The organism is Streptomyces sp. NPDC033131 (assembly GCF_055578365.1).
This window is the reverse complement of record NZ_JBVIPA010000043.1, coordinates 17,387-39,231: the sequence shown is the minus strand read 5'-3', so window position 1 is coordinate 39,231 and position 21,845 is coordinate 17,387. Positions and strand designations below refer to the sequence as shown.

General features: G+C 67.3%; 17 protein-coding genes, 1 tRNA gene, 1 other RNA gene and 1 pseudogene. 12 read left to right on the top strand and 8 right to left on the bottom strand.

What is annotated here, in order from left to right:
• Positions 1-182: 182 nt before the first annotated feature.
• Complete coding sequence (locus ACZ5XS_RS37505) at positions 183-1,676, bottom strand: hypothetical protein (protein ID WP_468659086.1); 1,494 nt, start codon at positions 1,674-1,676, stop codon at positions 183-185.
• 302 nt (positions 1,677-1,978) lie between these two features.
• On the opposite strand from ACZ5XS_RS37505, the gene ACZ5XS_RS37500 reads away from it, so the two are divergent.
• On the top strand, positions 1,979-3,238 hold the full coding sequence (locus tag ACZ5XS_RS37500) for a competence protein CoiA family protein (RefSeq protein WP_468659084.1): 1,260 nt from the start codon (positions 1,979-1,981) through the stop codon (positions 3,236-3,238).
• 65 nt (positions 3,239-3,303) lie between these two features.
• On the opposite strand, the gene ACZ5XS_RS37495 is transcribed toward ACZ5XS_RS37500, so the two are convergent.
• On the bottom strand, positions 3,304-3,582 hold the full coding sequence (locus tag ACZ5XS_RS37495) for a hypothetical protein (RefSeq protein WP_468659082.1): 279 nt from the start codon (positions 3,580-3,582) through the stop codon (positions 3,304-3,306).
• A 225-nt stretch (positions 3,583-3,807) separates the two neighbouring features.
• Here ACZ5XS_RS37495 and ACZ5XS_RS37490 point away from each other — a divergent pair, with 225 nt between their 5' ends.
• A complete protein-coding gene (locus tag ACZ5XS_RS37490; RefSeq protein ID WP_468659080.1) occupies positions 3,808-4,509 on the top strand; it encodes a restriction endonuclease in 702 nt (233 codons plus the stop codon).
• 298 nt (positions 4,510-4,807) lie between these two features.
• Here the strand turns inward: ACZ5XS_RS37490 and ACZ5XS_RS37485 are convergent, their stop codons facing one another.
• Together ACZ5XS_RS37485 and ACZ5XS_RS37480 are read right to left on the bottom strand one after the other, a co-directional pair.
• The gene (locus ACZ5XS_RS37485) at positions 4,808-5,044 is read right to left on the bottom strand and encodes a DUF397 domain-containing protein (protein WP_134040018.1); all 237 of its coding nucleotides are present in this window, start codon (positions 5,042-5,044) and stop codon (positions 4,808-4,810) included.
• Positions 5,041-5,922 (bottom strand): helix-turn-helix domain-containing protein, encoded by an 882-nt coding sequence (locus tag ACZ5XS_RS37480; RefSeq protein ID WP_468659078.1) that lies wholly within the window; start codon positions 5,920-5,922, stop codon positions 5,041-5,043. The genes ACZ5XS_RS37485 and ACZ5XS_RS37480 overlap by 4 nt, the downstream gene beginning before the upstream one ends.
• Before the next feature lie 221 nt (positions 5,923-6,143).
• On the opposite strand from ACZ5XS_RS37480, the gene ACZ5XS_RS37475 reads away from it, so the two are divergent.
• Both ACZ5XS_RS37475 and ACZ5XS_RS37470 read left to right on the top strand, forming a co-directional pair.
• Positions 6,144-7,484 carry a hypothetical protein gene (locus tag ACZ5XS_RS37475; protein ID WP_468659077.1) on the top strand — a complete coding sequence of 447 codons (1,341 nt, stop codon included), beginning with the start codon at positions 6,144-6,146 and terminating at the stop codon, positions 7,482-7,484.
• A gap of 55 nt (positions 7,485-7,539) precedes the next feature.
• On the top strand, positions 7,540-8,244 hold the full coding sequence (locus ACZ5XS_RS37470) for a 2'-5' RNA ligase family protein (protein WP_468659075.1): 705 nt from the start codon (positions 7,540-7,542) through the stop codon (positions 8,242-8,244).
• Here ACZ5XS_RS37470 and ACZ5XS_RS37465 read toward each other — a convergent pair.
• Entirely contained in the window at positions 8,140-8,685 is a 546-nt protein-coding gene (locus ACZ5XS_RS37465; RefSeq protein ID WP_468659073.1) for an ATP-binding protein, read from the bottom strand. The two genes, ACZ5XS_RS37470 and ACZ5XS_RS37465, sit on opposite strands and share 105 nt — an antisense overlap.
• A 211-nt stretch (positions 8,686-8,896) precedes the next feature.
• Here ACZ5XS_RS37465 and ACZ5XS_RS37460 point away from each other — a divergent pair, with 211 nt between their 5' ends.
• From ACZ5XS_RS37460 to ACZ5XS_RS37430, 7 genes and pseudogenes are all read left to right on the top strand, one after another.
• Positions 8,897-9,304, top strand: coding sequence for a hypothetical protein (locus ACZ5XS_RS37460; RefSeq protein WP_468659071.1), 408 nt, complete (start codon positions 8,897-8,899; stop codon positions 9,302-9,304).
• Between the two features lie 8 nt (positions 9,305-9,312).
• Positions 9,313-9,480: a hypothetical protein gene (locus tag ACZ5XS_RS37455; protein WP_468659069.1), complete on the top strand. Its 168-nt coding sequence runs from the start codon at positions 9,313-9,315 to the stop codon at positions 9,478-9,480.
• A 185-nt stretch (positions 9,481-9,665) separates the two neighbouring features.
• Positions 9,666-9,869, top strand: a complete 204-nt coding sequence (gene fxlA, locus ACZ5XS_RS37450) for an FxLD family lanthipeptide (RefSeq protein ID WP_159327196.1) — start codon at positions 9,666-9,668, stop codon at positions 9,867-9,869.
• 79 nt (positions 9,870-9,948) lie between these two features.
• On the top strand, positions 9,949-12,999 hold the full coding sequence (locus ACZ5XS_RS37445; protein ID WP_468659067.1) for a lantibiotic dehydratase: 3,051 nt from the start codon (positions 9,949-9,951) through the stop codon (positions 12,997-12,999).
• Positions 12,999-14,174, top strand: coding sequence for a lanthionine synthetase C family protein (locus ACZ5XS_RS37440; RefSeq protein ID WP_397871372.1), 1,176 nt, complete (start codon positions 12,999-13,001; stop codon positions 14,172-14,174). The genes ACZ5XS_RS37445 and ACZ5XS_RS37440 overlap by 1 nt, the downstream gene beginning before the upstream one ends.
• An 87-nt stretch (positions 14,175-14,261) precedes the next feature.
• The gene (gene fxlM, locus ACZ5XS_RS37435; protein ID WP_468659065.1) at positions 14,262-15,485 is read left to right on the top strand and encodes a methyltransferase, FxLD system; all 1,224 of its coding nucleotides are present in this window, start codon (positions 14,262-14,264) and stop codon (positions 15,483-15,485) included.
• 146 nt (positions 15,486-15,631) lie between these two features.
• Positions 15,632-16,468: pseudogene (locus tag ACZ5XS_RS37430) on the top strand (tyrosine-type recombinase/integrase); the annotation flags it as partial.
• A gap of 101 nt (positions 16,469-16,569) precedes the next feature.
• On the opposite strand, the gene ACZ5XS_RS37425 reads toward ACZ5XS_RS37430, so the two are convergent.
• From ACZ5XS_RS37425 to ACZ5XS_RS37415, 3 genes are all read right to left on the bottom strand, one after another.
• Positions 16,570-19,146, bottom strand: a complete 2,577-nt coding sequence (locus ACZ5XS_RS37425) for a DEAD/DEAH box helicase (RefSeq protein ID WP_468659063.1) — start codon at positions 19,144-19,146, stop codon at positions 16,570-16,572.
• The gene (locus ACZ5XS_RS37420) at positions 19,146-21,245 is read right to left on the bottom strand and encodes a site-specific DNA-methyltransferase (RefSeq protein ID WP_468659061.1); all 2,100 of its coding nucleotides are present in this window, start codon (positions 21,243-21,245) and stop codon (positions 19,146-19,148) included. Before ACZ5XS_RS37420 ends, ACZ5XS_RS37425 begins: the two co-directional genes overlap by 1 nt.
• A 336-nt stretch (positions 21,246-21,581) precedes the next feature.
• Positions 21,582-21,669 (bottom strand) — tRNA-Ser (locus tag ACZ5XS_RS37415).
• 72 nt (positions 21,670-21,741) lie between these two features.
• Between ACZ5XS_RS37415 and ffs the strand changes: the two genes are divergently transcribed.
• Positions 21,742-21,840: signal recognition particle sRNA small type (gene ffs, locus ACZ5XS_RS37410), an RNA gene on the top strand.
• Positions 21,841-21,845 lie beyond the last annotated feature (5 nt).

Genomic DNA, 21,845 nt, shown 5'->3' with positions numbered 1-21,845 from the left:
GTGGTCGAGCTGAGGGCTTCGCGATCGTCGCTGGCACGGCAACGTATCTGGCAGGGCACTCCGTCTGTGTGACCGGTGTTGCCCGACCGCCGCAGGGTGCCCGTCCGTTGCGCACGACGACCGCCGTGGAACTGGCCCGGCCGACCCTATTTGAACTGGGGGCCGGCCGGCGGGTTTCGGGCTCAGACGTCGGCCGGATCGGGCGCGTCGTCCCACCAGTTCGGCTCTTCGTCCTGAAGTTGGTCCGTGATCTCAGCGGGATGGACGCAGCGACGCATGGCCGTTGCCCCGGTCTCGGGATGAACGGTTTCCTGCAGACCATGGTGGTCGCAGTGGGGGCACGCCTCGATGACTTCGCGGTTGTACACCCAACGAATATCTGCGGACAGCCGCCGGAAGCTGCTGAGAGCGAGGGGCGCCTCGTGCCAGCGGGGGACCTCGTACTCAGGAATGGCGTGGTGGAGTTCGATGGCTTTGTCGATCTTCCCGTTCAGGGAAGTCACCGAGGCAGAAGCGGCTTCCGGCGGTCCCATCCGCTGATTGCGCTCCTTCCAGGCCGCGGCGGAGTCGGCGGCCCGCCACGCGAAGCAGATCATCTGTCCAGAGGTATATCCATGCCCGAAACCCTTGCGGATGACGTCCGTGAGTTCTTCCCGCCGTGCCTCCGGGACTTCGGGGTAGTCGTACTTCTTGGTGAGTAGGCCGTTGAGATACGAGGCGACGTTGGAGATTTCCATCTCGTCCGTCAACGAGGTGAAGGCTTCGCGCGCTGCGGCTCCCTGTGGGCCAGGCTGAGTCTTGAACCTGTTCGTGATCTCCTTGACGCGCTCCTGAGCGGCTGATCGGTCGCCGATGAGCCTCCACACGACGTCATTGGCGCCGAACGTGATGTCGTCACCGTCCTTGGAGAGGCCGAATGCTCGGGACGGCGTTTCCCGGGAGATAGCGAGCAGGTTTGAGTAGTAGAGCGCCAGCAGGAGTTCCCTGTCCTGAGCGGTGTCGCCGGTCCAACCCATCGGGCCGATACCCGTGATGCTCGGGAACTGCTTGCCGGGGTTTCGGGTGGCGTAGCTGACCAACGCCACATAGAGGGCCATGGCTCGAGGGTTGTCATCTGGGAGGCGGCTGATGGCCTCGGTCTTCGCCTCCTCGTCCTCGATTGCCTCGCCAACCAGGCGTTCGAATTCTTCGGCCTTCTGCTTCTCGCGCGCCTGCTCGGCACGCTTCTGCTCAGCGGCGAGCTGCTGCCGTTCGGCCTTCTCACGCTTCTGGATCGCCGAGCAGTCGCCGCAGAGGTAGGTGGGGGCTTCGACATCGAGGTACTTGCCGCCAACCTTGTTGGCCCAGGACCGGTTGGCGACGTTGATCGGTTCGGAGCAGTTCGCGCACAGGGAGCTCAGCAGGATGGCGTGAGAGTGCGCCGTTGCTACCGCTCCGATGTTGCTGGCCACTCCGATGCTGCTGACGGTTCGGGCCCATGTGCCGTCGTCCTTGATCTCCCAGTAGAGGGCACTGATCCGCTGGGCATCTTCGGGAGCATCCCGATTGATCACGACGCGGATGCGGGGGGCACCTTCTGGGTATTCCTGAATGATTGGCTGCGGAGCAGCCGGCTGCTGTTGCGGTTGGTGCTTCTTGGCTCGTTCCCGCTTGCGACGGCGTTCGCGCTTACCCACACGTTCCTCCCCGGTTCATGTCGGCATGGTGACGTACTCGCGCTGCACATGGGCGGGTTTTCGCCGATCGCGATGGACGCCGAAGGGGACCCTAGACGGGAACTTTCGTTCGAGTGGCGGTGTGTAAGGCGAGATGCTGTTGACGGCGATGCGATCAGTCAAAGACGCCTTCGGGGTCACTTTGGTGAGCAACCGGTCTGCTTCCGCCTGCTGTTGGTCGCCTGTGTTCGCCATTGATGATGGACTCATCGGTCCGTGATGCGGTCTGTCGGAGTGTCAGTGGGCGTTTATATGCTGGACGGATGGCCAATGGCGTGTGGCACACCGAGTACGGCATTGAGATCAACCTGACGAAACCCGATCTCGGAGTCGACGGCTACCCCGGTCTGCTCCAAGAGATCATGACCAGCGTCTCTGATCGAAACCCCCAACTGCTGGAGTGCCTTGCACACCACCAGGGAAAGAAATGCGCCTCAGAAGCAGGCGGAAAGTCGCCGTGGATGTTCATCCGGCGTGCTCGCGTCGGCGGGCGCTTCCCTCTGGTGGCCGCGCACCTGCCGATCACCCACAAGGCGACGCCGGCGGAGAGCGCGCAGCACAAGGCAACGAAGGAGCGGATCGTCGAGACTGCTTCGCGATGCGGTCTGAACGCCAAAGCCGAAGTCCCCGCGGGGAACAGTCGGACCGTCTCCGATGCCCTCGTTACAGGCCCCGCGGGCATCCGTATCGGTTGGGAGATCCAGTACCACCACATCAGTCCCAGCAGCGTCCACCGCAGGTCTCGCAACGCGGTGCAGCACGAGATCACGCCCCTGTGGGTGGCGAAGGACCGTACAGCTTCGTTGATCGACCGGGCGCCGTGGGCCCGTGTGGACGACATGCCGTGGAAGGACATAACCAACGGCAAGGAGATGGTGATCCGCGGTGGATATCGCTACCTCCAGGTCTGGAAGTGCCTGCCCAGCAGCGATCGCCACTGCCCTCTGTCCGAGGGAGCAGGCCATTGCGACGGGATTCATGCCGAGTGGTTTCTTCCCGCGCTGTGCCAGCCGGAGAAGAAGCCAGTCCATATCGAGGATCTCGTTCTCTCCAGCGCGACAGGGGAGAGTGTTCCCGTCTACGTGCCCAATCGCGGCAGCGGCCGGGCTGGCCGGCACATGTGGGTGCCGGCGGACGACTGCGAGCTGTGGCGGGAGTTGGTCGGGGAGAAGGCGCCGCTTCCCGTCGCGCCGGAACTGGAGAACGACCAGATCACCTTCGCCGACCAGGAGATCGACCGAACGTGCCGCTCTGGGGAAGAGGGCTGGTTCGTCAGCGATGCGCGGCCCATCCGCGATCTCGGGCAACCGACCGGTGGTGTCACCCTGCCGCGGATGCCGCTGCAGCGGTCTGTGAAGCCGACGCTGATCACGTCCGTCGAGCGGGCTGCCGCCTCGGCCGCGCTGGGATGCCCTCCGTGGGAGTTAGGGCTGTGCGCAGGATGCGGTCAGTTGATGCGCCGGCACGGACGTTATGCGGCCATGTACTGCGCGGTGTGCCGCGCCGAACTCAACGGCCGATAGCCGTTTACTCCAGAGGCGGAGCGAGCGCCTGTGGGGCGCTGGACCCTGCTTAGTCGCCTGAGTAATCAGCCGGTTTGCTCCTCACCGTTCAGGTGCCACATCGCGTACGGGAGCTCGTCCGGGTGCCGAGCCAGCCGCGCCATCACCCAGGCGGTCTGGGCGTCCATCGCCGATCCGAACTCGGCCATCAGGCGGCGGGCCTGCAATGTCGTTCGAGGCGCGAGCACCCAGCGTACGAGGGAGAACTGCACGAGGCCGGTGCCAGCCGCTTTTCCTGCTTGCCCGGGCTCATTCTCCGGGGACGGGCCGGCGCCGTCCGGTGCATGCGATGTTGTGTCGGCCACGCCGCGAGTGTTGCGGCGCAGTCGGCCTCTACGGAGTCGATCAACCCTGTAACCACTGGAAAGAGCGGAAGAGACCGCTGCCGTTGACGTCGAGGCGGTCGCGTACCGGGCCCACACCGCTCCGCCTGGCAGTCCAATCCGGCCATGGCCGACTCGCGCCCTTCTGTCGCCGCCTCAGGCTGCTCAGACTGCCGTACACGGACCTGTGGGGGAGGGGCTTCGATCGTGGCTGGGCGTAGACGGGGTACGGCTGCCCGCAGGAGGCGGGCGGCGCGACTGAAGGCGCTGGCGGCCGGCGGTGGTCTGGTGTTGGTCCTGCTGGTGGTGTTCTGGTCGGCCGTGTGGCCGTACGCCACGGGCGCGTTGGTCCTCGGCGGCGTCGGCGTGGCGGGCTGGTGGCTGTGGCGTACGGACCGGCTCGTGCGCGGGCGAGACCGTCTGTGGCGGCAGGAAGAGGCGGTGAAGGCCGGTCACCGGACTCTCGCCGAGGTGGACGCGATGACCGGCACCGAGTTCGAGGACCTGGTCGCAAGCCTGTGCCGACGGGATGGCTGCACAGAGGTCCGGCGGGTAGGCGGTGCCAACGACAACGGTGCCGACGTCGTCGGCCGTCTCCCGGACGGGCGGACCATGGTGATCCAGTGCAAGCGCTATGCGCCGAACAGCACGATCGCGAGTCGCGAGTTACGCGATCTACTGGGTGCCAAGGTGCACTTCGGGGCCGACCTGGCGGTGTTTGTGACGACCACGCGCTTCAGCCGTCCCTCCGAGCGGTTCGCGGTGCAGCACGGCATCCTCGCGGTGCACCGCGACCACCTTGGCATATGGAACAACGGGGCCTCCCTGCTGTCCGTGAGCGAGGTGAACGGCAGAGGACAGGGAGACTCCCGGCACCGGGCACGCTGGAAGCGCGCGTACGAGAGATGACCGGCCGCGCGGGTGCGCGAGGCGGTCATTCAGGGCGTTTCGCAGCGCGGCCTCCAGCTGTACCGACATCGCTCGTCGAGGGCGGCGCGGTTACAACAGGCGCGTACGTCAGCCAGGCCGTCATCTACGGCCCTCACATCGCGCCGGCCGTGAGCGACGTTCGCCCGGGAGTTTTCTCCGGCCACCACCCGCGGGGAGAACCCGGCTTCTAATAGAGCCACGCCGGTCGTGAGACCCGAGACGCCTGCTCCCGCGACGACGACCGCCATGAGTCTCTCCCTACGCCCCAGCTCTCTGCTCAGCCCCGATGCTCACCGATTGCCCCGCTAGCGATCCCGCTGACCAGCGCGCGCATCACCGCCTTCGAGAAGAGCAACGGCCCACGGCTGATGTCCTTGGAGTCGCGCACTGCCGCGTGTCCGCCCAGTTCCGCGACCTCCACGCAGTCGTTCGCACCGCCGCTGTACGAGCTCTTCCGCCACCGCGCGTGCGCGAGATCGACGTCGTGCGGGGCAGTCGTGCTGGGCGTGCTCACTCTTCGAGCTCCTTGCTGATGCGTGCGATGCGGGTGCGGGTCTCCGACAGATCGAGGGCGGCGTCCCTCAACTGGTCGAAGATCTCCGTGTAGTTGTCGACGTCCTCCGGGGATTCGAGATACACGGAGTTCTTGGGGTTCTCCAGCCACACCAGGTTCGGCGTGGGGGCGGGGAAGGTCAGGATGACGAACGGGCCGTACAGGCCGGGATGCGCTCCGAGCGAGAACGGCAGCAGCTGCACGGTGACGTTCGACTGCTCGCTCGCCTCCACCAGCTTCCGCATCTGGTCGCGCATCACTTCTTCAGAGCCGACCGTCCTGCGCAGCACGGCCTCGTCGAGGATCGCCCAGAGCCTGGCGGGGGTCTCACCGCCCAAGCGGCTGTTCTGCCGCTCCATGCGGACCCTGACCAGGGACTCGACCTGCGGCGGGGACAGGTCCTTCCTCATCTGGGAGATCACGGCACGCGCGTAGTCCTCGGTTTGGAGCAGCCCCGGCACGAGCATCGGCTGGTAGCTGGCGAGGTGCGTCGCGCCGGCCTCCAGCGCGAGGTACCCGTCGTAGCGGGTCGGGGTGAGCACTGTCGAGTACTTCCGCCACCAGGGCTTCTGCTGTTCCTTGTCCGCTCGCACGAGGTCGAGCACGTCGGCGCGCCGGTCTTCGTCCTTGACGCCGTACAGGTCCAGCAGTGCCCGGACGAGGACCGGCGTCGTGCCGCGTTCGCCGTTCTCGATCCGGCTCAGCGACCCCTGGTTGACCTCCAGTTGGTCGGCGACCTCGGTGAGGGTGAGCCCGGTCGCGTCACGCAGTTCCTTCAGCCGTGCCGCGAGCTGTCGCCGATACACCGACTGCGGGACCAGGCTTCTCTTCAAGGCCATGCCGGAAGTCTCTCCGTACCGGGGACACCTCTACAACCCATACGGGTCAACTTCACCAGACATATTGCCTAGTTGGTGGTTGCGTCGGCATGCTGTCAGGAGTCACGGCGCGCGTTCGTACGGGCGTGCGCCGCAGCCGACCGATGGGCGAGCAGGCCACGACCTCGCTACCGGCACGCGCCTCCGCGTCGGCCCTGCACGCCACACCAGGAGGGTGGGCCATGCCACGGACAACGCTGCTCCGGCAGCTGCTCCAGCAACGGCACCTGACGACGCACGAGGCTTTCGCCGCCCAGTACGAGCGGGCCGCCGCCCGGCTGGCAGAGCTCGACCGAGACCCCCGCCTGGCGTCCCTCCAGGTCTCTCCACGCCAGTTCGACCGCTGGTACGGAGGGGAGTTGCTGACTCTGCCCCGTCCTGACGCCTGCCGAGTTCTGGAGCACATGCTGGGCAGGCCCGTGTCCGAGCTGTTCTCCATGGCGTACGACGGCGACTCCGCGCACGACCGCGACGAGGAGTCGAGCACGCGCCAGCAGGCGACGAGAGTCCCTCCGCCACGCGAGGACGACGAGAACCCGCTGGACATCGTCACCCGGACCCGGCAGCTCACCGCCAGCAACGCCGACGACGCGACGCTCGCCTTCCTCGACTCCTCGCTGGAGGGCATCGCCAGCCGGTACGAACAGGACGGGCCGTACGCTCTTCGCCCCCAGGCCCGCCAGGTGCGGCAGCTTGCCCACACCCTCCTCGACGGCCGCCAGCCCCCACGCACGCGCCGGGAGCTCTTCCGCCTCGCCGCCCGTGCCTCCGGCCTGCTCGGATACATGGCGGTGAACACGGGCGACTTTGCGCTCTCGGAGGCGTACTGCACCGAAGCCCGGGATCTCAGCCGTGAGATCGGCGACCTGGACACCGACCTCTGGGCGTGCGGAACCCTCTCCTTCAGCCTCTACTACGCCGGCCAGTACGACGAGGCGGACGCCTGCGCGGCCGCGGCCGTCGAGCGAGCCCCACGCCACGCCCAGTGCATCCGCCTACTCGCCAACGGCCGGGCACGGGCCCTCGCCAAGACCGGCGACCGGCGTGCCGTCGAGCAGGCCATCGGACAGGCACTCCGCCTCTCCGACCTCCACGAGGTACCAGTCGGGCTGACCTCCTGCATCTCCTTCGAGCCATACGGACGGGCCCGGACGCTGGCGAACGCCGTCACGTCACACGTGGCGCTGCGCAACACGGCCCAGGTCCTGCGCGACGCCGAGCACATCGACGATCTGGTGGAGCACTCGTCCTCCTCCTGGAGCCGTTCGCTCGTACGCCTCGACGTCGCCACCGCGCTGCTGCAGCAGCGCACACCCGACATCGACCACGCGATGGCGCTGGGCCGTGAGGCCCTGCAGTTGTGCGGAGAAACCCCGATCAGCTCCGTCTACCAACGCTCCCGTGACCTGCATGAGCAGGCCGGGCCGTGGCGTGATCACTCGGCGGTACGCGATTATGGCGACGAGTTCCGGACCTGGAGCTCGCAGCCAGCGGCCCTGGCCATGGCGTCATCCGCGTCTTAGGCGCTGTCGATGTCGTCGTGCTCCGGGGCGGTGTGAAGCCGAAGGAGTACGTCGGGTGTCCCTGCTCAGCGCTGATCCCGCCGCGTTCCCCGCCGAGCCCCCCGCCGACACGCACGACCCGGCGGTCACCGCGGCCCACGACTGGGCGGCGTTCAGCGCACTCGACGAGATGACCGACCACTGGGCACGCCCCGGCTGGTCGGACGGCAGCCGTGCGTACTACTGGATGCTGACCTTCCCGGATGATCAGCGGCTCGCCGCTCTCGCCGGGCACTGCCAGGAGGAGCTGGCGCCCCTCGGCCTCGACCCGGTGCCGACGGACGGATTGCACATCACCCTCGCCCGAGTCGGAACGCCCGGCGTCGTCACCCCCGGCCAGCTGGACAGCCTGGCGCAGGACGCCGAGGCGCTGCTGCCCTCCGCGTTCTCCGTACGCGCCATGCCGCTGGCCGGCTCCCGAGGCGCCGTCCGCCTGTCCCTCGGCCCCTGGGAACCCCTGCTCCGGCTGCACCACGCGCTGGCCAAGGCGGGGAGCAGCGTCGGTCTGGCCCCGAAGAAGCCGACGTCCGCTTTCCGGCCGCACTTGAGCCTCGCGTACAACAACCGCCGACGCCCCGCCGCGCCCGTTGTGGAGACGGTCTCAGGGCTTCGCGCTCTACCGGCTGTCGAACTCTCCGTGTCCGCCGTCCAGTTGGTGGAACTCCGGCGTGAGGGGCGGACGTACCACTGGGATGTGCGGAGGAACGTCGCGCTCGGGTAGCCCGCTGGCGTCCAGGGCGAGAATTACGACCACTTCCTTGCCGATCGCGGTCGGCCGGACGGACCACGCGGAGGCCAACTCGCCGACGAGTAGCAGTCCGAGACCACTGCCCGTCAACTCCTCCACCGACTCCTCCGCAGAGCGTGCCCGGACCCTGGAGACATCCCGTCCCGCGTCATGGACCCGCAGTACCGCCACGTCCCGGTAGACCTCCACACACATGCAGTCCGGTCCGCCGGCTGTGTGCCTGAGCGCGTTGCCCACGAGCTCCGAGGCGATCAGAACGGCGTCGTCGACCCGCTCCGGCGCGGCACGTCCCTCGAGGAACTCTCGTACGTGTCTGCGCGCGAGGCCCGAAGGCTCGGTGCAATCGGCCAACTTCACCCAATGACGCCGTGCTGGCGTCCGCCTGCAGAGGCGCTCTTCGTCCACCGCGTCCATCGCCACTTCTCGTTTCCGCTTGGCACTGGACCGATCAGCCTCGCCACGCCGGAGCCGCGGAGGCACGCCGCGGCTCCGCCTCTTCGCGTGCCGCCGGACGGCGGACGAACGGCGTGCTGACGGCGTACCGCCGCCGACTGCCCCCGGCGAGGCTCTTCTTCGAGGCGCCGGTCCTTGGCGTCTCGGCTCACCTGGCTGGAGGTAACGCGGAATGAGCGGCAGTGCGAGGCAGACCGCACGACACGAGGTGCCCCCGGGCGCGCGCCTGGTGTTGTACGCCTGCCTGCCCGCGTCACTCGGTGAGGCCGCCGACCACAGCGTGGCCAGCGCACAGCGGTACGTCGCCGATGCCGGCTGGGAGGCGGTCGAGACATACGTCGACCGGGCGGCACCGTTCGAGAGCCGTGCCCTGTGCGAGGGCTGGCACAACGCTCTGTCCGCGGTCGAGCAGGGGAGGGCGGCCGGGATCGTCACACCCCTGCTCGTGATGCTGGGCCATCTGGAGGAGGACAGGGCGAACCTCGCTGCCTGGCAGGCCCGGACCGGGGCGCTGATCACGACGCCGTGGGCGGTCGTCGACGCCGTCGGCTCCACGGCCTTACGGCGGTCGGCGGCGTGATGACCACCATGCGTCAGAGGGTTCCCCGCCAGCTGCTCGGCCAGGTCGGATGGGTGCTGCGGCATCCGGCGACGTACGTCGGTCGGTTCGGCTTCGGCACCTTCCAGGTGCTGTTCCTGCCCGTCCTGGTGACCGGCACAACGTTGACCACGCTCTACGCGGGCCAGGCCCGGTAGCCCCGGCCCGTGTCCTTGACCCCCCTCTCCGGATGCTCCGAATCCATGTCCCCCACGGAATCCGGTCAACCGGAGAGGGGCCGCACCCAAGGTGCGAACGCAGAAACCCGGCCCTGCGGCAATCCATACGCAGGCCGGGCGGCACGACGAACCGTTCGGATCCTTCCGACAGAAGAGGAAGTGCGATGACCGCAACCATGCTCACCCCGATCACAACGGCCACCACCGGGGCGTCCGCTGCGACGGCCGTCCCTGGAGCGCCCGCCGACCCGTTCGACGTCGACCTGACCATCGTCACGGAGATCGGCGCCGACCTGCTCCCCAAGGCGTGCGGCACCGGTGACGGGTGCGCGGCCTCCTGCGCCTCGTCCTGCGCCAGCGCCGTCTGACGACGGCCCGTGCACAGGGTCGGGGGCGCAGCCGCCCCCGACCCTGTTCGTTCACAGCACTGATGGCGGAGGCATGGGGATGGGAAGCGACGGAAAGCTCTACCAGCACACGGGCGCGGCGCTGCTGCGGGCCGCCGCGATGCCGCTGACGGGTCTGCCGACATGGTGGCCTGATTCGTCCGACACGGAGGCGTGCGGCAAGTGGCTGAAGCAGGTGTGGGCCGATGCGCGGTTCGCCGACGCCGTACGGCAGGCAAGCGGCGATCTTGCCTCTCGGGTCGACGCGATCTGCGCTGGGCAGCCGACACGCTCCAAGCAGGTCCGGCGCGCCGCCATGGCCACCGTCCGCTACTTGTTGCGCGCCACCGGGCGACCGACCCCGTTCGGCCTCTTCGCGGGAGTCACCGCGGCCAGCGTGGGTTCGACGCCACACGTGAGGTGGGGCGACACACACCAGGCCGTGGCGCGGGTGGACACCGAGTGGCTGGACGACGTCATTGTCCGCTTGGAGGCGTGCCCGGCCCTGCTGGAACGCCTGGATGTCGTCCTGAACAACCTGGCGGCGCGCCGCGGCGGACGCCTTCACGTCCCGCACGGCGGACCCATGGGTGCCACCGTCCGGCGCACCAGCGCGGTACGCGTGATCGAGGAACTGGCACGCCGGCCAGCCCAATTCGCCGCTCTCGCCGAGCAGTTGGCCGCTTCCTTCCCCCGAGCGGAGCCGCAGAAGATCCGCACACTGCTCGGCGCGCTGGTGCGTGAGAGGTTCCTGATCACCAGCTTGCGCGCGCCGATGACCGACACCGATCCGCTGTCCCACCTGATCGAGCGGCTGCACGGCGCGGACGCGGGCACGGTGCCGGAAGTCGCGCAGGTCCTGCACGAACTGGAAGCGGTGCAACGCGCCCTACGCGAGCACAACCGGCGCCCGACGAGCGCGCAAGGGCCGGCTCGGGAGGAACTCACAGGTCGGATGCGTCGGCTCTCCGACGCGGGTCGAAGTCCCTTGACCGTCGACCTGCGGCTGGATGCCGAGCTACGGATTCCCGAGAGCGTCGCGCAGGAGATGGAGAGGGCTGCCGACGCCCTACTGCGGCTCACGCGCCGACCGGCGGGCCAGGGTGTGTGGAAGGAGTATCAGGTCGCGTTCTGGGAACGGTACGGCACCGGCACGCTCGTGCCGGTGAAGGAGGTCGTCGACCCGGCGTCCGGGCTCGGCTACCCAGCCGAGTACCCCGGCAGCCGCATGACCGCACCGCCCCCGACAGTCTCCGAGCGGGACGAGCGGCTGCTGGCCCTGGCCTGGCAGGCACTGGCTGACGGCAGCAGGGAGATCGTCCTCACCGACGACCAGATCGACCGCCTGGTCGGCGATGCGCTGACCGGGCAGGAGGCACCACCCCACGTGGAGATGTGCGCGCGCCTGCACGCCGACAGCCTGTCCGCCCTGGAGGACGGGGACTTCATGCTCACGGTGACACCGGCCCGCGCCGCAGGCACGCTCACCTCCCGGTTCACTCCGGTCGCCACCGGCACGGGACTCGACGAGGTCTACCGCCAAGTTCCCACGGGCGTCGAGAACGCGCTGACCGCGCAGCTCTCCTTCCCGCCGCTGTACCCGCACACAGAGAACGTCGCCCGCATCCCCGCTTATCTTCCACACGTGATCCCCTTGGGCGAGCACCGCAGCCCGGATGACACCGCGCCGACGGTCATCGACGTCGACGACCTCGCGGTCACGGCCACGCACACCCGGCTGTACCTGGTCAGCATCTCCCGCCGTCGCCTGGTGGACCCGCAGGTCTTCCACGCCATGGCCCTGGACAAGCAACCCCCGCCCCTGGCCAGGTTCCTGGCGCACCTGACCCGCTCCTTCGGCCCTGCCTGGACCAGCTTCGACTGGGGGCCGCACGGCGCACGGCTGCCGTTCCTGCCGCGCGTCCGCTACGGGCGCGTGATCCTCTCTCTCAGTCGCTGGAACCTGACCGCCGACGACCTTCCAAGCCGCGGCGCGGACATGCGGGAGTGGACTGACGCCCTCGGCCGGTGGCGGAAGCGTTGGCACTGCCACGGTGCCGTCGAGCTGCGGGAGGACGACCGGACACGGCGGCTCCAACTCGACGTGCCCGCACACGCCACCGTCCTGCGTGCCCACCTGGACCGGGAAGCAAATGCCGTGCTCACGGAGGCGTCGGCCGAGGAGACCTACGGCTGGATCGGCGGCCACGTCCACGAGATCGCCCTGCCGATGACCAGCACCCGCTGGCCGATACCCGACCCGCTCTCCGGCTTCCTCCCCGTGCTCACCAACAGCACCCTCGGGCCTGTACCGGGGGCGGTGCAGGCACCCTGGCTGAACGCCAAGATCTACAGCCACCCCGAACAGCTCGATGAGCTGATCGGCACCCACCTCGCGCGGCTCGTGCTCCAACTCCCAGGTACACCCGAGTGGTGGTTCGTCCGTTACCGCACCCCGCACGACCTCGACCACCTGCGCCTGCGCATCCGCACCCGCAGCCCCGGCCAGCACGCCGCCTGCACTGAGCTCGTCGCCGGATGGGCCACCGGGCTGCGCCGCGAGGGGCTCAGCAGCAGGCTCGTGTTCGACACGTACACCCCCGAGATCGGCCGCTACGGCCCAGGCGCCGCCCTGCGCTGTGCCGAGGCGGTGTTCACGGCCGACTCGGCCTACGCCCTAGCCGCCTTGCAGGGCCCCGGAGCCGACGGCGTCGACGGACGCGCGCTGGCCGCGGTCGGCATGGTGGACATCGCCTGCGGCTTGCTCGGCCCCGACGAGGGCATGCGGTGGCTGGCGAACCGGCCCGCGCCTCCGGCTCGCGTCGAGCGAGGCGTCAGCGACCAGGCCATCGAACTCGTCCGCCGCACTACGCCTCGTGCCCGGGGCTGGGGCGAAGAGCTCGCCCCAGCGTTGCACCGTCGCGCCGTGGCCCTGGCGCTGTATCGCGAGGGCCTCGCCGAGAGCATGGACCTCGACTCCGTCCTGGAATCCTTGCTGCACATGCACCACAACCGCCTGCGTGGCCTGGACCGGGAGGACGAGAGGATCTGCCGCCGCCTTGCCCGTCAGTCCGCTGTCGCATGGGCCGCCTGGCCGGGGGAGAGCCGCTGATGAACTACGACGCGCCGCCCACACCCACCGGGCCCGGCTGGGGCCAGTCGCTGTACTCCGGCGCGGCGGGAGTCGCCCTGCTGCACGCCGTTAGGGCCCACACCGGCGAAGACGACAGGGACGCGCTCCGGCCATGGGCCGCCGCCATGCTCAAGGGCCCTATCCAGGCCGCCCCCGAGGCATGCGGTCTGTACGAGGGCGCCCCGGCCGTCGCGTACGTCCTCAGCTTCACGCACACGAACACCTCCACTCGCGCCCTGGCGACCCTGGACACACACCTCGCCGACGTCACACGCCAACGACTCCAGCGGGCACACGCCCGCATCGATCACGGCGCGTTGCCCACCCTGGGCGAGTACGACCTCATCAGCGGACTGACAGGGCTGGGCGTGTACCACCTGCACCGCGGCCACAAGACGGAACTTCGGGACGTCCTCGTCTACCTGGCGCGGCTGACGGAACCGATCACCATCGAAGCGCAACGTCTGCCCGGCTGGTGGACGGGAGACAGCCCCGATCTGCGACCGACGCCGCGATGGCCCGGCGGGCACGGCAACTTCGGCCTCGCCCACGGCATCACCGGACCGCTGGCACTGCTGGCCACGGCCCTGCGACACGGCCACACGGTGCCCGGACAGACGCAAGCCATCACCCGAATCTGCGACTGGATCGACCGGTGGCGCAACGACACCGACTCGCGCGCCTGGTGGCCGGACCTGATCACCCGAGCCGAACACCGACGCGGCGAACTCCAGCGCCCAGGACCGAGACGCCCGTCCTGGTGCTACGGCACCCCCGGCATCGCCCGCGCCCAGCAACTCGCCGGCATCGCCCTCGGCGACCATGACCGGCAACGCCAAGCCGAGCAGGCCCTGGCCGGATGTCTGGCCGACAACCAGCAGCTCGCCCAACTCACCGACGCATCCCTCTGCCACGGTTGGGCGGGGCTCATACAGACCGTCTCCCGCGCCGCCGCCGACGCCCTCAACGACGAACTCGCATCGCATCTACGCCGCCTGAACGCCCGGCTCAACAAGCACCTGGACCACAACGGACTACCGGACAGCGCCGGCCTGATGGACGGCACGGCAGGCATCCACCTGGTCCGTCTCACCGACCCCGTCAACACGGCGATCACCGCGCCCTGGGACCGCTGCCTGCTCCTGACAGGGTGACGCCGCGAACCGCATACGCACACCAGAACAAATGAGAACGATCTGTCCCTGCCGTACGCACAGCCGGGCACCTTCCGAAAGGACGCGATGAACACCACCACTGGCGCCTCCCCCGAGGACCTGCGCAACCGCCTGGTCGACGCCATCCTGAAAGAGGACCTTTCCGGCCTCCGCGACGCACGCGTCGAGACCGCCATGCGGACCGTACCCCGCCACGCCTTCCTCCCCGACGCACCCATCGAGGAGGCGTACGCCAACAAGAGCGTGACGATCAAGGAGAACCCCGACAAGGACGCACTCCCGCTGAGCTGCGCCTCCCAGCCCGACGTCGTGCACTTCATGCTGGTCCAGCTCGCCGTCCGCGAAGGCGACAATGTCTTCGAGATCGGGGCCGGCACCGGCTACAACGCCGCCCTGCTCAAGCACCTCACCGGGAAGTCCGGACAGGTCACCACGTGCGACATCGACGCCGACGTGACCGCTTACGCCCGCCGGACGCTGGACGCGAACGGATACGAAGACGTTCGCGTGGTCACGAGGGACGGTGCCCTCGGCGCTTCGGAGTTCAGCCCGTACGACCGAATCATCGCCGCGGTTGGCATGTGGGACCTCCCCGGCGCCTGGTGGGACCAGCTCACCGTCGGCGGACGCCTCGTGGTCCCACTGCGGTGGCGCGGGCTCTCCAGGGCCGTGGCCTTCCAACACGAGGAGGGGCGGATGCGGTCCGACTCCGTCAAGATGTGCGGCTTCCTCCCGGTGATCGGCCAGGACGGAGAGCGGAACGATTACATCGACGACGACCGGCTCGTCAGGCTCTACTGGGACGAGGACCAGTCCATCGCCCCGGAACTCCTTCGCGACGCGCTCACCCGACCGAAGTCGGTCGTCTGGACCGATGTGACGGTCGGCCCCGTCGAGTCGTTCGACGGCGTCTGGCTGCGGCTGAGCGCCACCGAGCGAGCGACCTGCCGCATCACTGCGAAGCCCGCAGCGGTGGAGGCCGGCCTCCACCGCCCCGCCTCACCCGCCCTGAGCCCCGCCCTCGTCGAGGGGGACTCCATCGCGTACCTCACCCTGGAGCGGACCGCCGAAGACCCCGAGACAGAACCCCGGTTCCGGCTGGGAGCCGTCGGCTACGGCCCTGCCGGCGCCGAGCTCGCCGAGCGAATCTGCGCGCAGATCCGCGCCTGGAGCCCGGCCCGGACCGCCGAACCCGTGGTCACGGCCTACCCTGCGGACACACCGGACAGTGACCTGGCCGACGGAGCCGTGATCGACCGGCCCTCTGTGCGGTTCGTCATCAGCTACTGATCTTGACGCAGGCGGGCGTGGCCGTTGACGGGTGAGGCCGCGCCCACCGAAGCGAGAACAGAGCGATGTCGCAGCACGGTGGTCAGCCCTGCGCGAGGTTCGCCTCACAGGTGGTGCACCGTCGCACAGCCCGCCGCCTCGGATTGCAGGGGTACGTGTTCACCTCGCCGACCGGCGAGCCGCTCAACCCCAACACCGACCACCACAGGTGGAAGGACCTGTTGAAGGCCGCCGGCGTCCGCGAGGGCCGACTCCACGACGCCCGCCACACCGCCGCGACCGTGCTGCTGACCCTCGGTGTCCCCGAGGCGGTCGTCGACCGCATCATGGGCTGGGAGCCCGGCAAGTCCGCCCGGATGCGCCGCCGCTACCAGCACCTCACCGGTACGGTGCTCCAGCAGACCGCCGCGAAGGTCGGCGCACTGCTGTGGGGGCCGACGCCCTCTACGCCTGCATCGACCTCCGGAAGCCCCGTGCCCGGCCCAAGCCAGGACCCCGTCCCAGCTGACCCGACGGTGTACGTCGCCCGGCTCGGCGAACACCTCATCCCGTTCCTGCACCGCGAGCATGCGGAGGCGGTGGCCGTGCAGTGGGGCGCTGACCATCCCCACCACGCGGCAGAGGTGGAGGAATGGGACTGGGAGAAGTGGGAGGACAAGGGCCCCGGCGGTGCGCGGGCCATCCGCGACAAGATGCCCGACCGCCGGATCGTCCACCACGCCCACGCGGTGTACCTGTCCGGCGGCGACCGGCTCAACACCGGCCGCGATGCCCAATGGTCCGTGATGGCCTGGGAGTTCGAGACCGACCTCTACACGGAACTTCCGGTCCGCTGGCACACCACCCGCCGCCCCGGCCAGGAGGTCGAGGCCCAGGTGCGAGGCACGGACGCGGACGCCGTCTCTACGGCCTACGCCGAGGCTTGTGCACAGGCTGTGGATCGCGCGAAGGCCCCCGGCAAGTACGGCGATCTGGGTGGCTGAAGATTCTCTGCGTGGCCCACGACGTGGGCCACGCAGAGGGTGAAGAACTTTCGCCTGCTCCAGCCCGACCAGTTGCGATTCGATCAGCGGCACCAGACTCGCTACTGGCCGAACCCCTTCAGGTGTTCCCAGGATCCCTGAGCGTCCTCAACATCTCGCTCGGAGGCGAGGAGATAGTTCCAGGTGATATCCGCGATCTCTGGTGAAGAATTTGCCGTGTTGACCCACTTCTTGGCTGCTTGACGCTTGGACCTCACTTCAGAAATGGTCATATCCTTATCTGCCTTCGTCTCGACGAGCCAGCCGAAACGCTTCCCATCCACTTCTTCTATTACGACGAAGTCCGGATTGTATTGACGCCCGTCCGAATTCCAGGTGATCGGCACATCGTTGATGTGCAGGCGCGCCCAAACCACGACTGTTTGGCCGCTGTCAATAGCGTTGGCGGCCTTGAACTCTGGCGAAGTATCGAACCATGCGTGGCTGTATAGATTCTTCGTCCAACCGTTGAATGCCACGGCTTTGTCGAATGAGCCATCGGCGTGTCCCGAGTCCTTCCGCTTGCGTGCCAGGCGAGTTTTGTCGAGAGCTACTAGCTTTACCTCATCAGAATAGGTGACCTGAGTCGGACTGGACTTTCGGAGGGTGTTGCTGACTTCTGTAGCGAGGCGCTGTCCGCACAGCTCGCCAAAGGCAGAGAGATGTTCCTCTGCCTCCGGTCCCATCGCTTCGATGAGGCAGTCGACGATCCGCTCTGCTGCCCCGATCTCTGCCGGCCGGTTAGGCACACCCTTGACGGAAATGACGCGGCGGATGAGCCCTCTCCGGGACTCTTCGAGTGGGATGTCAAGCGGAAGGGCAGCCTTTATCGCGTCGCTTGCCGTCGCGGTGCGCACCTCCGCTGTGCGCCAGTTGTGGCTGGCCGTAAGCTTGGTTCGTCTCAATTCATCAGAATGATCCGCAGCGAGGGCGCGACCGAGTCGTTTGAATGGCCCGTAGTCTTCTGGGTTGATGTCGTTGAGGCTTACCACGGCAGGTTGAGGAACCGAGACCAACCGTGGAATCAGGATAGGTTCCCGGTCCGGCAACGGGTCGTATTGATCGGTGGCTGAGGTCTTCTTCGCGGATTCCTGTGCCTCTCGTGTGCGGGTCTCCATGTCCACGATCCCGCTAGTTGGGTTGGATCCGTCCGATGCAGCTGGCCCCTCAGAGGCGTTCGACGCCTCTGCAGAGAGCCTTACTGCACCAGGAGATGAACCCTCCTCGACGATCTGCCTATTTCCTACCGCGGCTTGCTGTTCGCTTGCGGGCTCCGCGATGACCGTTGCTTCTGTCTCGGTCGTCTTTTGTCGGACAACCTGGCTGCCGTCGGCGAGTTGGCGGAGCTCAGCGTACGTTGCGTAGTCGATGAAAGCCTCGTTGAGGACTTTCCTCTTACTCAGCAACTCGCTGTACTTTTCGTGGGCCAGAACTTCGAGAGTGTCGAGGATTTCGGTCCGGGTGTACTTGCCGAACGGAAGGCGCATACCACGGCCAAGTGTCTGCTCAGTCATGACTTCGGAGACCGAGGCGCGCATGGAGGCGATCACGTAGACGTTTTTGACGTCCCAGCCTTCCTTGAGCATCCCGACACTGATGATGATCCGCACAGGCGAATCAGAGTCCTCCACAGCCTGGAGATCGGCGAGCGCCTTCTCTTTGGCCTCACCGGTCAACTTTGAGTGGATCAGCAACGTAGTCCCGACCCACTGGCCCCCATCGAAAGTGATCGAGTCAAGGACAGCCTGGAATTCTTCGGCCTCCTCGATGTTCTGGGCGATGACGAGCATTACGGGGTTCACCCGGCTCAGGCCGTTCTCATCGCAGTAGGCGTCGGCCGACTGAGCCTTGTACCGCAGCAAGTTGACTCCGTCGAGCAACTTGGTCTCGATGTCAGACCGATCGTCGCGGCGGGCCACCATCACGGGGGTTTTCACGAGTTCGTCTGCGATTGCGGCAGCCAGCGGATAGCGGAACGCCACCAGAGACTCGTCCGCTCGCACAGGGGTGGCGGTCATTCCGACTACGAGCTCAGGCTTCAAGTCGCGGATGGTGCGGGAGAACGCTGGCCCTCGGTAGCAGTGGTGCTCGTCCGCCAAGATGACGAGGTCGCTCAGCCGCGCGAGGTGGTCGAAGAAGGACATGCCAAGGTTTTCGGTCGGCACGTGTGTAGCGCGGCCCTCGCCTGTGGCCGAGGTCAGGGCCTGAACGGTGAAGATGTAGAGCTTCGTTACGGCCGGATCATCGATCGCGATTCGCGTGGACTGCGCGTCGAAATTGTCCGCCGTGACGACGTACGGGTTGGACCGCATTAGATGCCGCAGCGACTTCGAGTTGCCGGGGGTGAAGTTGAGAATCGACTTGTCGCGGATCGTCCGTCCGGGGGCCAGTAGCAGAAAGTTCCGCACCGGTTCCTCGGCGCCGGCCAAGTACTCAATCAGGCCGGCCATCACGTACGTCTTCCCTACGCCGGTGGCCGAGTCAACGATGCACTCATATGGCTCGGTCTTTTCCTGCACGTCGTAGTGGTCGGAGGTGCGGAGGATCACCGACTCGACTGCCTTGCGGTTCGGCTCGCGCAGGTCGAGGCGGTGGGCGACCTCATTGAGGAGGTCAGGCTGGAATCGCAACTCGCCCATCAGGCGCTCTCCCTTTCGGTCGCTGCCGCAACAGCGGTCTCGGTCGGTTCGTCTGAGGCTTGAGAGGGCAGCGCCGAACGGCCGGCGCCAAACGGTGACGTGCGTGCCGACTTGCGCCGGTAGTTGTCGAGGACCTTGTCGGGGATGAGTTCCAGTCGGCACCCCCGTCGGGCCTTCTTCAATGCCTCGGCGGCGCCGTCCTGGATTTGGGTCGCCCACACCTCGACCACCTCGTCCTCGGCGAGCCTGTCGAGGATGGACGCCACTGTGCCCGTGCCGACCATGCCGTCGATGACGACGTACCTGGTGCGGCCCTGCCTACCCGCGAAGATGCCGTCGGGCTCGTAGGGGACGGACAGTTGGGCGCACATGGCCTCGGTCAGGGCGCCTTGGACGGCCCAGTCAGCCAGGAGGACCATCCCCGCCATCTCGACGAACATGGACTCGCCGACTTGGAGGTGAGTGAAGCTTCCACCTCCGTGCCAATTGTCGGTTGTGACGTCCTTGGTTCTGGTGGCTGCCCTGAGGGCCTTGATTGTGCAGGCGTCGAGGTCCGTTCCGATGGCCTTGGTTACCTTATTGAGAAGCCGGTTGAACTCCTGAGCCTCCTCAGGGGGCATCCCATTCGGCAGACCGCCCTCGTCATCCTCGTCGTCATCCACCGCTGCGACCCGCTCGGTGATGGTGGTGATGCCCCCGGGGTCTTGTCCGTTGACGACCTTGGCGAGCCGAGGCAGCGTGTATCGGGCCACGGTGTGGGCCAGCAGCTCGCTGGTCACCCATCGGCGCCCCATCTTGTGGGCGACGGCTGCGGTGGTGCCTGAGCCCGCGAAACAGTCCAGGACGATGTCGCCGGGCTTCGAGCCGATGTGGATGATGCGGGCCAACAGGGCTTCCGGTTTCGGCGTCGCGAATGGATGCTCGTCTGGGAACAGATTCTTGATCTCGATCTTCCCGCGGAGGTTCCCTCCGACCTCACTTCCCAGCCAGAGCGTCTCGGGCACGCGGCCGTTGTCCTCCAGGTGCTTCTTGCGCTGGATCCGTTCCCGGAGCCCGAGCATGACGATGTCAGGCCAGTGCCCGGCGTCGTAGCGGGCTTGAGCGAGCTTGGCGGCCTCCTCGACAGGTACGGACAGCATGATCGCGGGAACGCCGGCCTTGACCTTCTCTGCTGTTGTCCCACAGATGCGTGCGCGCTCCGCCTCGTCGCCGATGTCCCGTAGTTCGTAGGGCGCGTACTCCGACATCTGTTCCAGCATCCACGACTGCGCCTTCCCCCAGCAGCGGCCCGCAGTCGGATACATCAGTCCCCCGGTGACAGGGTGCTGGATGGCGTAGACCATCGGATGGTTCGTCGCTGCCTTGCCGGCGGTCGCATCTCCGTCACGCCACGGCACGGGATCCCCATCACGTGACTGGTAGCGGCTCGTGTTCGAGGCCGCCAGCCTGCGCATCCTGTTTGGGACCCACGACTCGGACTTGCGATAGACCAGGATCGTGTCCTGCGATGTCGAAAGAAGCCTTGTGTCATTTCGGGGGGAGTCTGCCTTCTGCCAGGCCACCTCGGCCACGAAGTTGCTTTCGCCCAGCTCTTCGTCGAGGACAGCGCGGCACCGATGCGACTCCATGTGGTCAAGGTGTACCCACACAGATCCGTCGTTCGCGAGCAGCGGCCTGATCTGGCGGATACGGTCCCGCAGGAGCGTGAGCCAGATCGAGTGCTGGATGTTGTCTTCGTAGTTGGCGAACGCCTGTCCCGTGTTGAAGGGCGGGTCGATGTAGATCAATTTGACCCGGCCCAGGTACTTCTCCGCGTACGCAGGGATCTTGCCCAGTGCGTCCAGCACATGCATCGCGTCGCCGGTGATGAGGAGATTGTCATCGGTTGGCGCCGGCAGATCTTCCGGGCGCTCCGCGGGTGTTGGTGCCTCGACTCGATCAACCTCGTGGAGGAGCCGGACTTCGGAGACGCGGTAGTCCGACGGATCGACGAAGGTGTAGTCGTACTTGCCGTCCCCGGTCGACAGAAGTGTTTTGTCTTTGTCGGTCCAGGTCAGTTCGAGGCGGCCCTGGTGTCGGGGCGTCGAGTTCGAGGCCATGCGGCGATCCCTTGCGGTGTGGAGATGACGGTGTCCATCTTGTCGGAATCCCGATACCGAGGGCGCGGAACCGGCGAGATGATCCACGACATGGATCCAGCGGTCGGCCAGGTGCCGATGTGTGCGACGCAGGGCTCAGTCGGCATCGTGCCCCCTCTCTGATGCCGCTCGCGGGCCCGTGGGGGACGCGATGATGATGGACGCAGGAACGATCATGGAGATGTACATGGTCTCTTGGCCGTCCGCGACTCGCGGCGTCGGGCAACTGCAACCACGCACGACGAAGGGCCCCACCGCGAACGGTGGGGCCCTTCGACATCGTGCCCGGTGAGGCACTGGCGGAGGATACGAGATTCGAACTCGTGAGGGGTTGCCCCCAACACGCTTTCCAAGCGTGCGCCCTAGGCCACTAGGCGAATCCTCCGCCGCAAACAATACAAGACGTTGAGGAGTGCTCGCGAACTCGTACCCCCTGGCCGGCATCGGGTACTGTTGGCGCAGCCCCTCACGCGGCGCTATCTGACTGAACTCCCCCAGGGCCGGAAGGCAGCAAGGGTAGGTTGGCTCTGGCGGGTGCGTGGGGGGCGCTTGCGTTGTCAG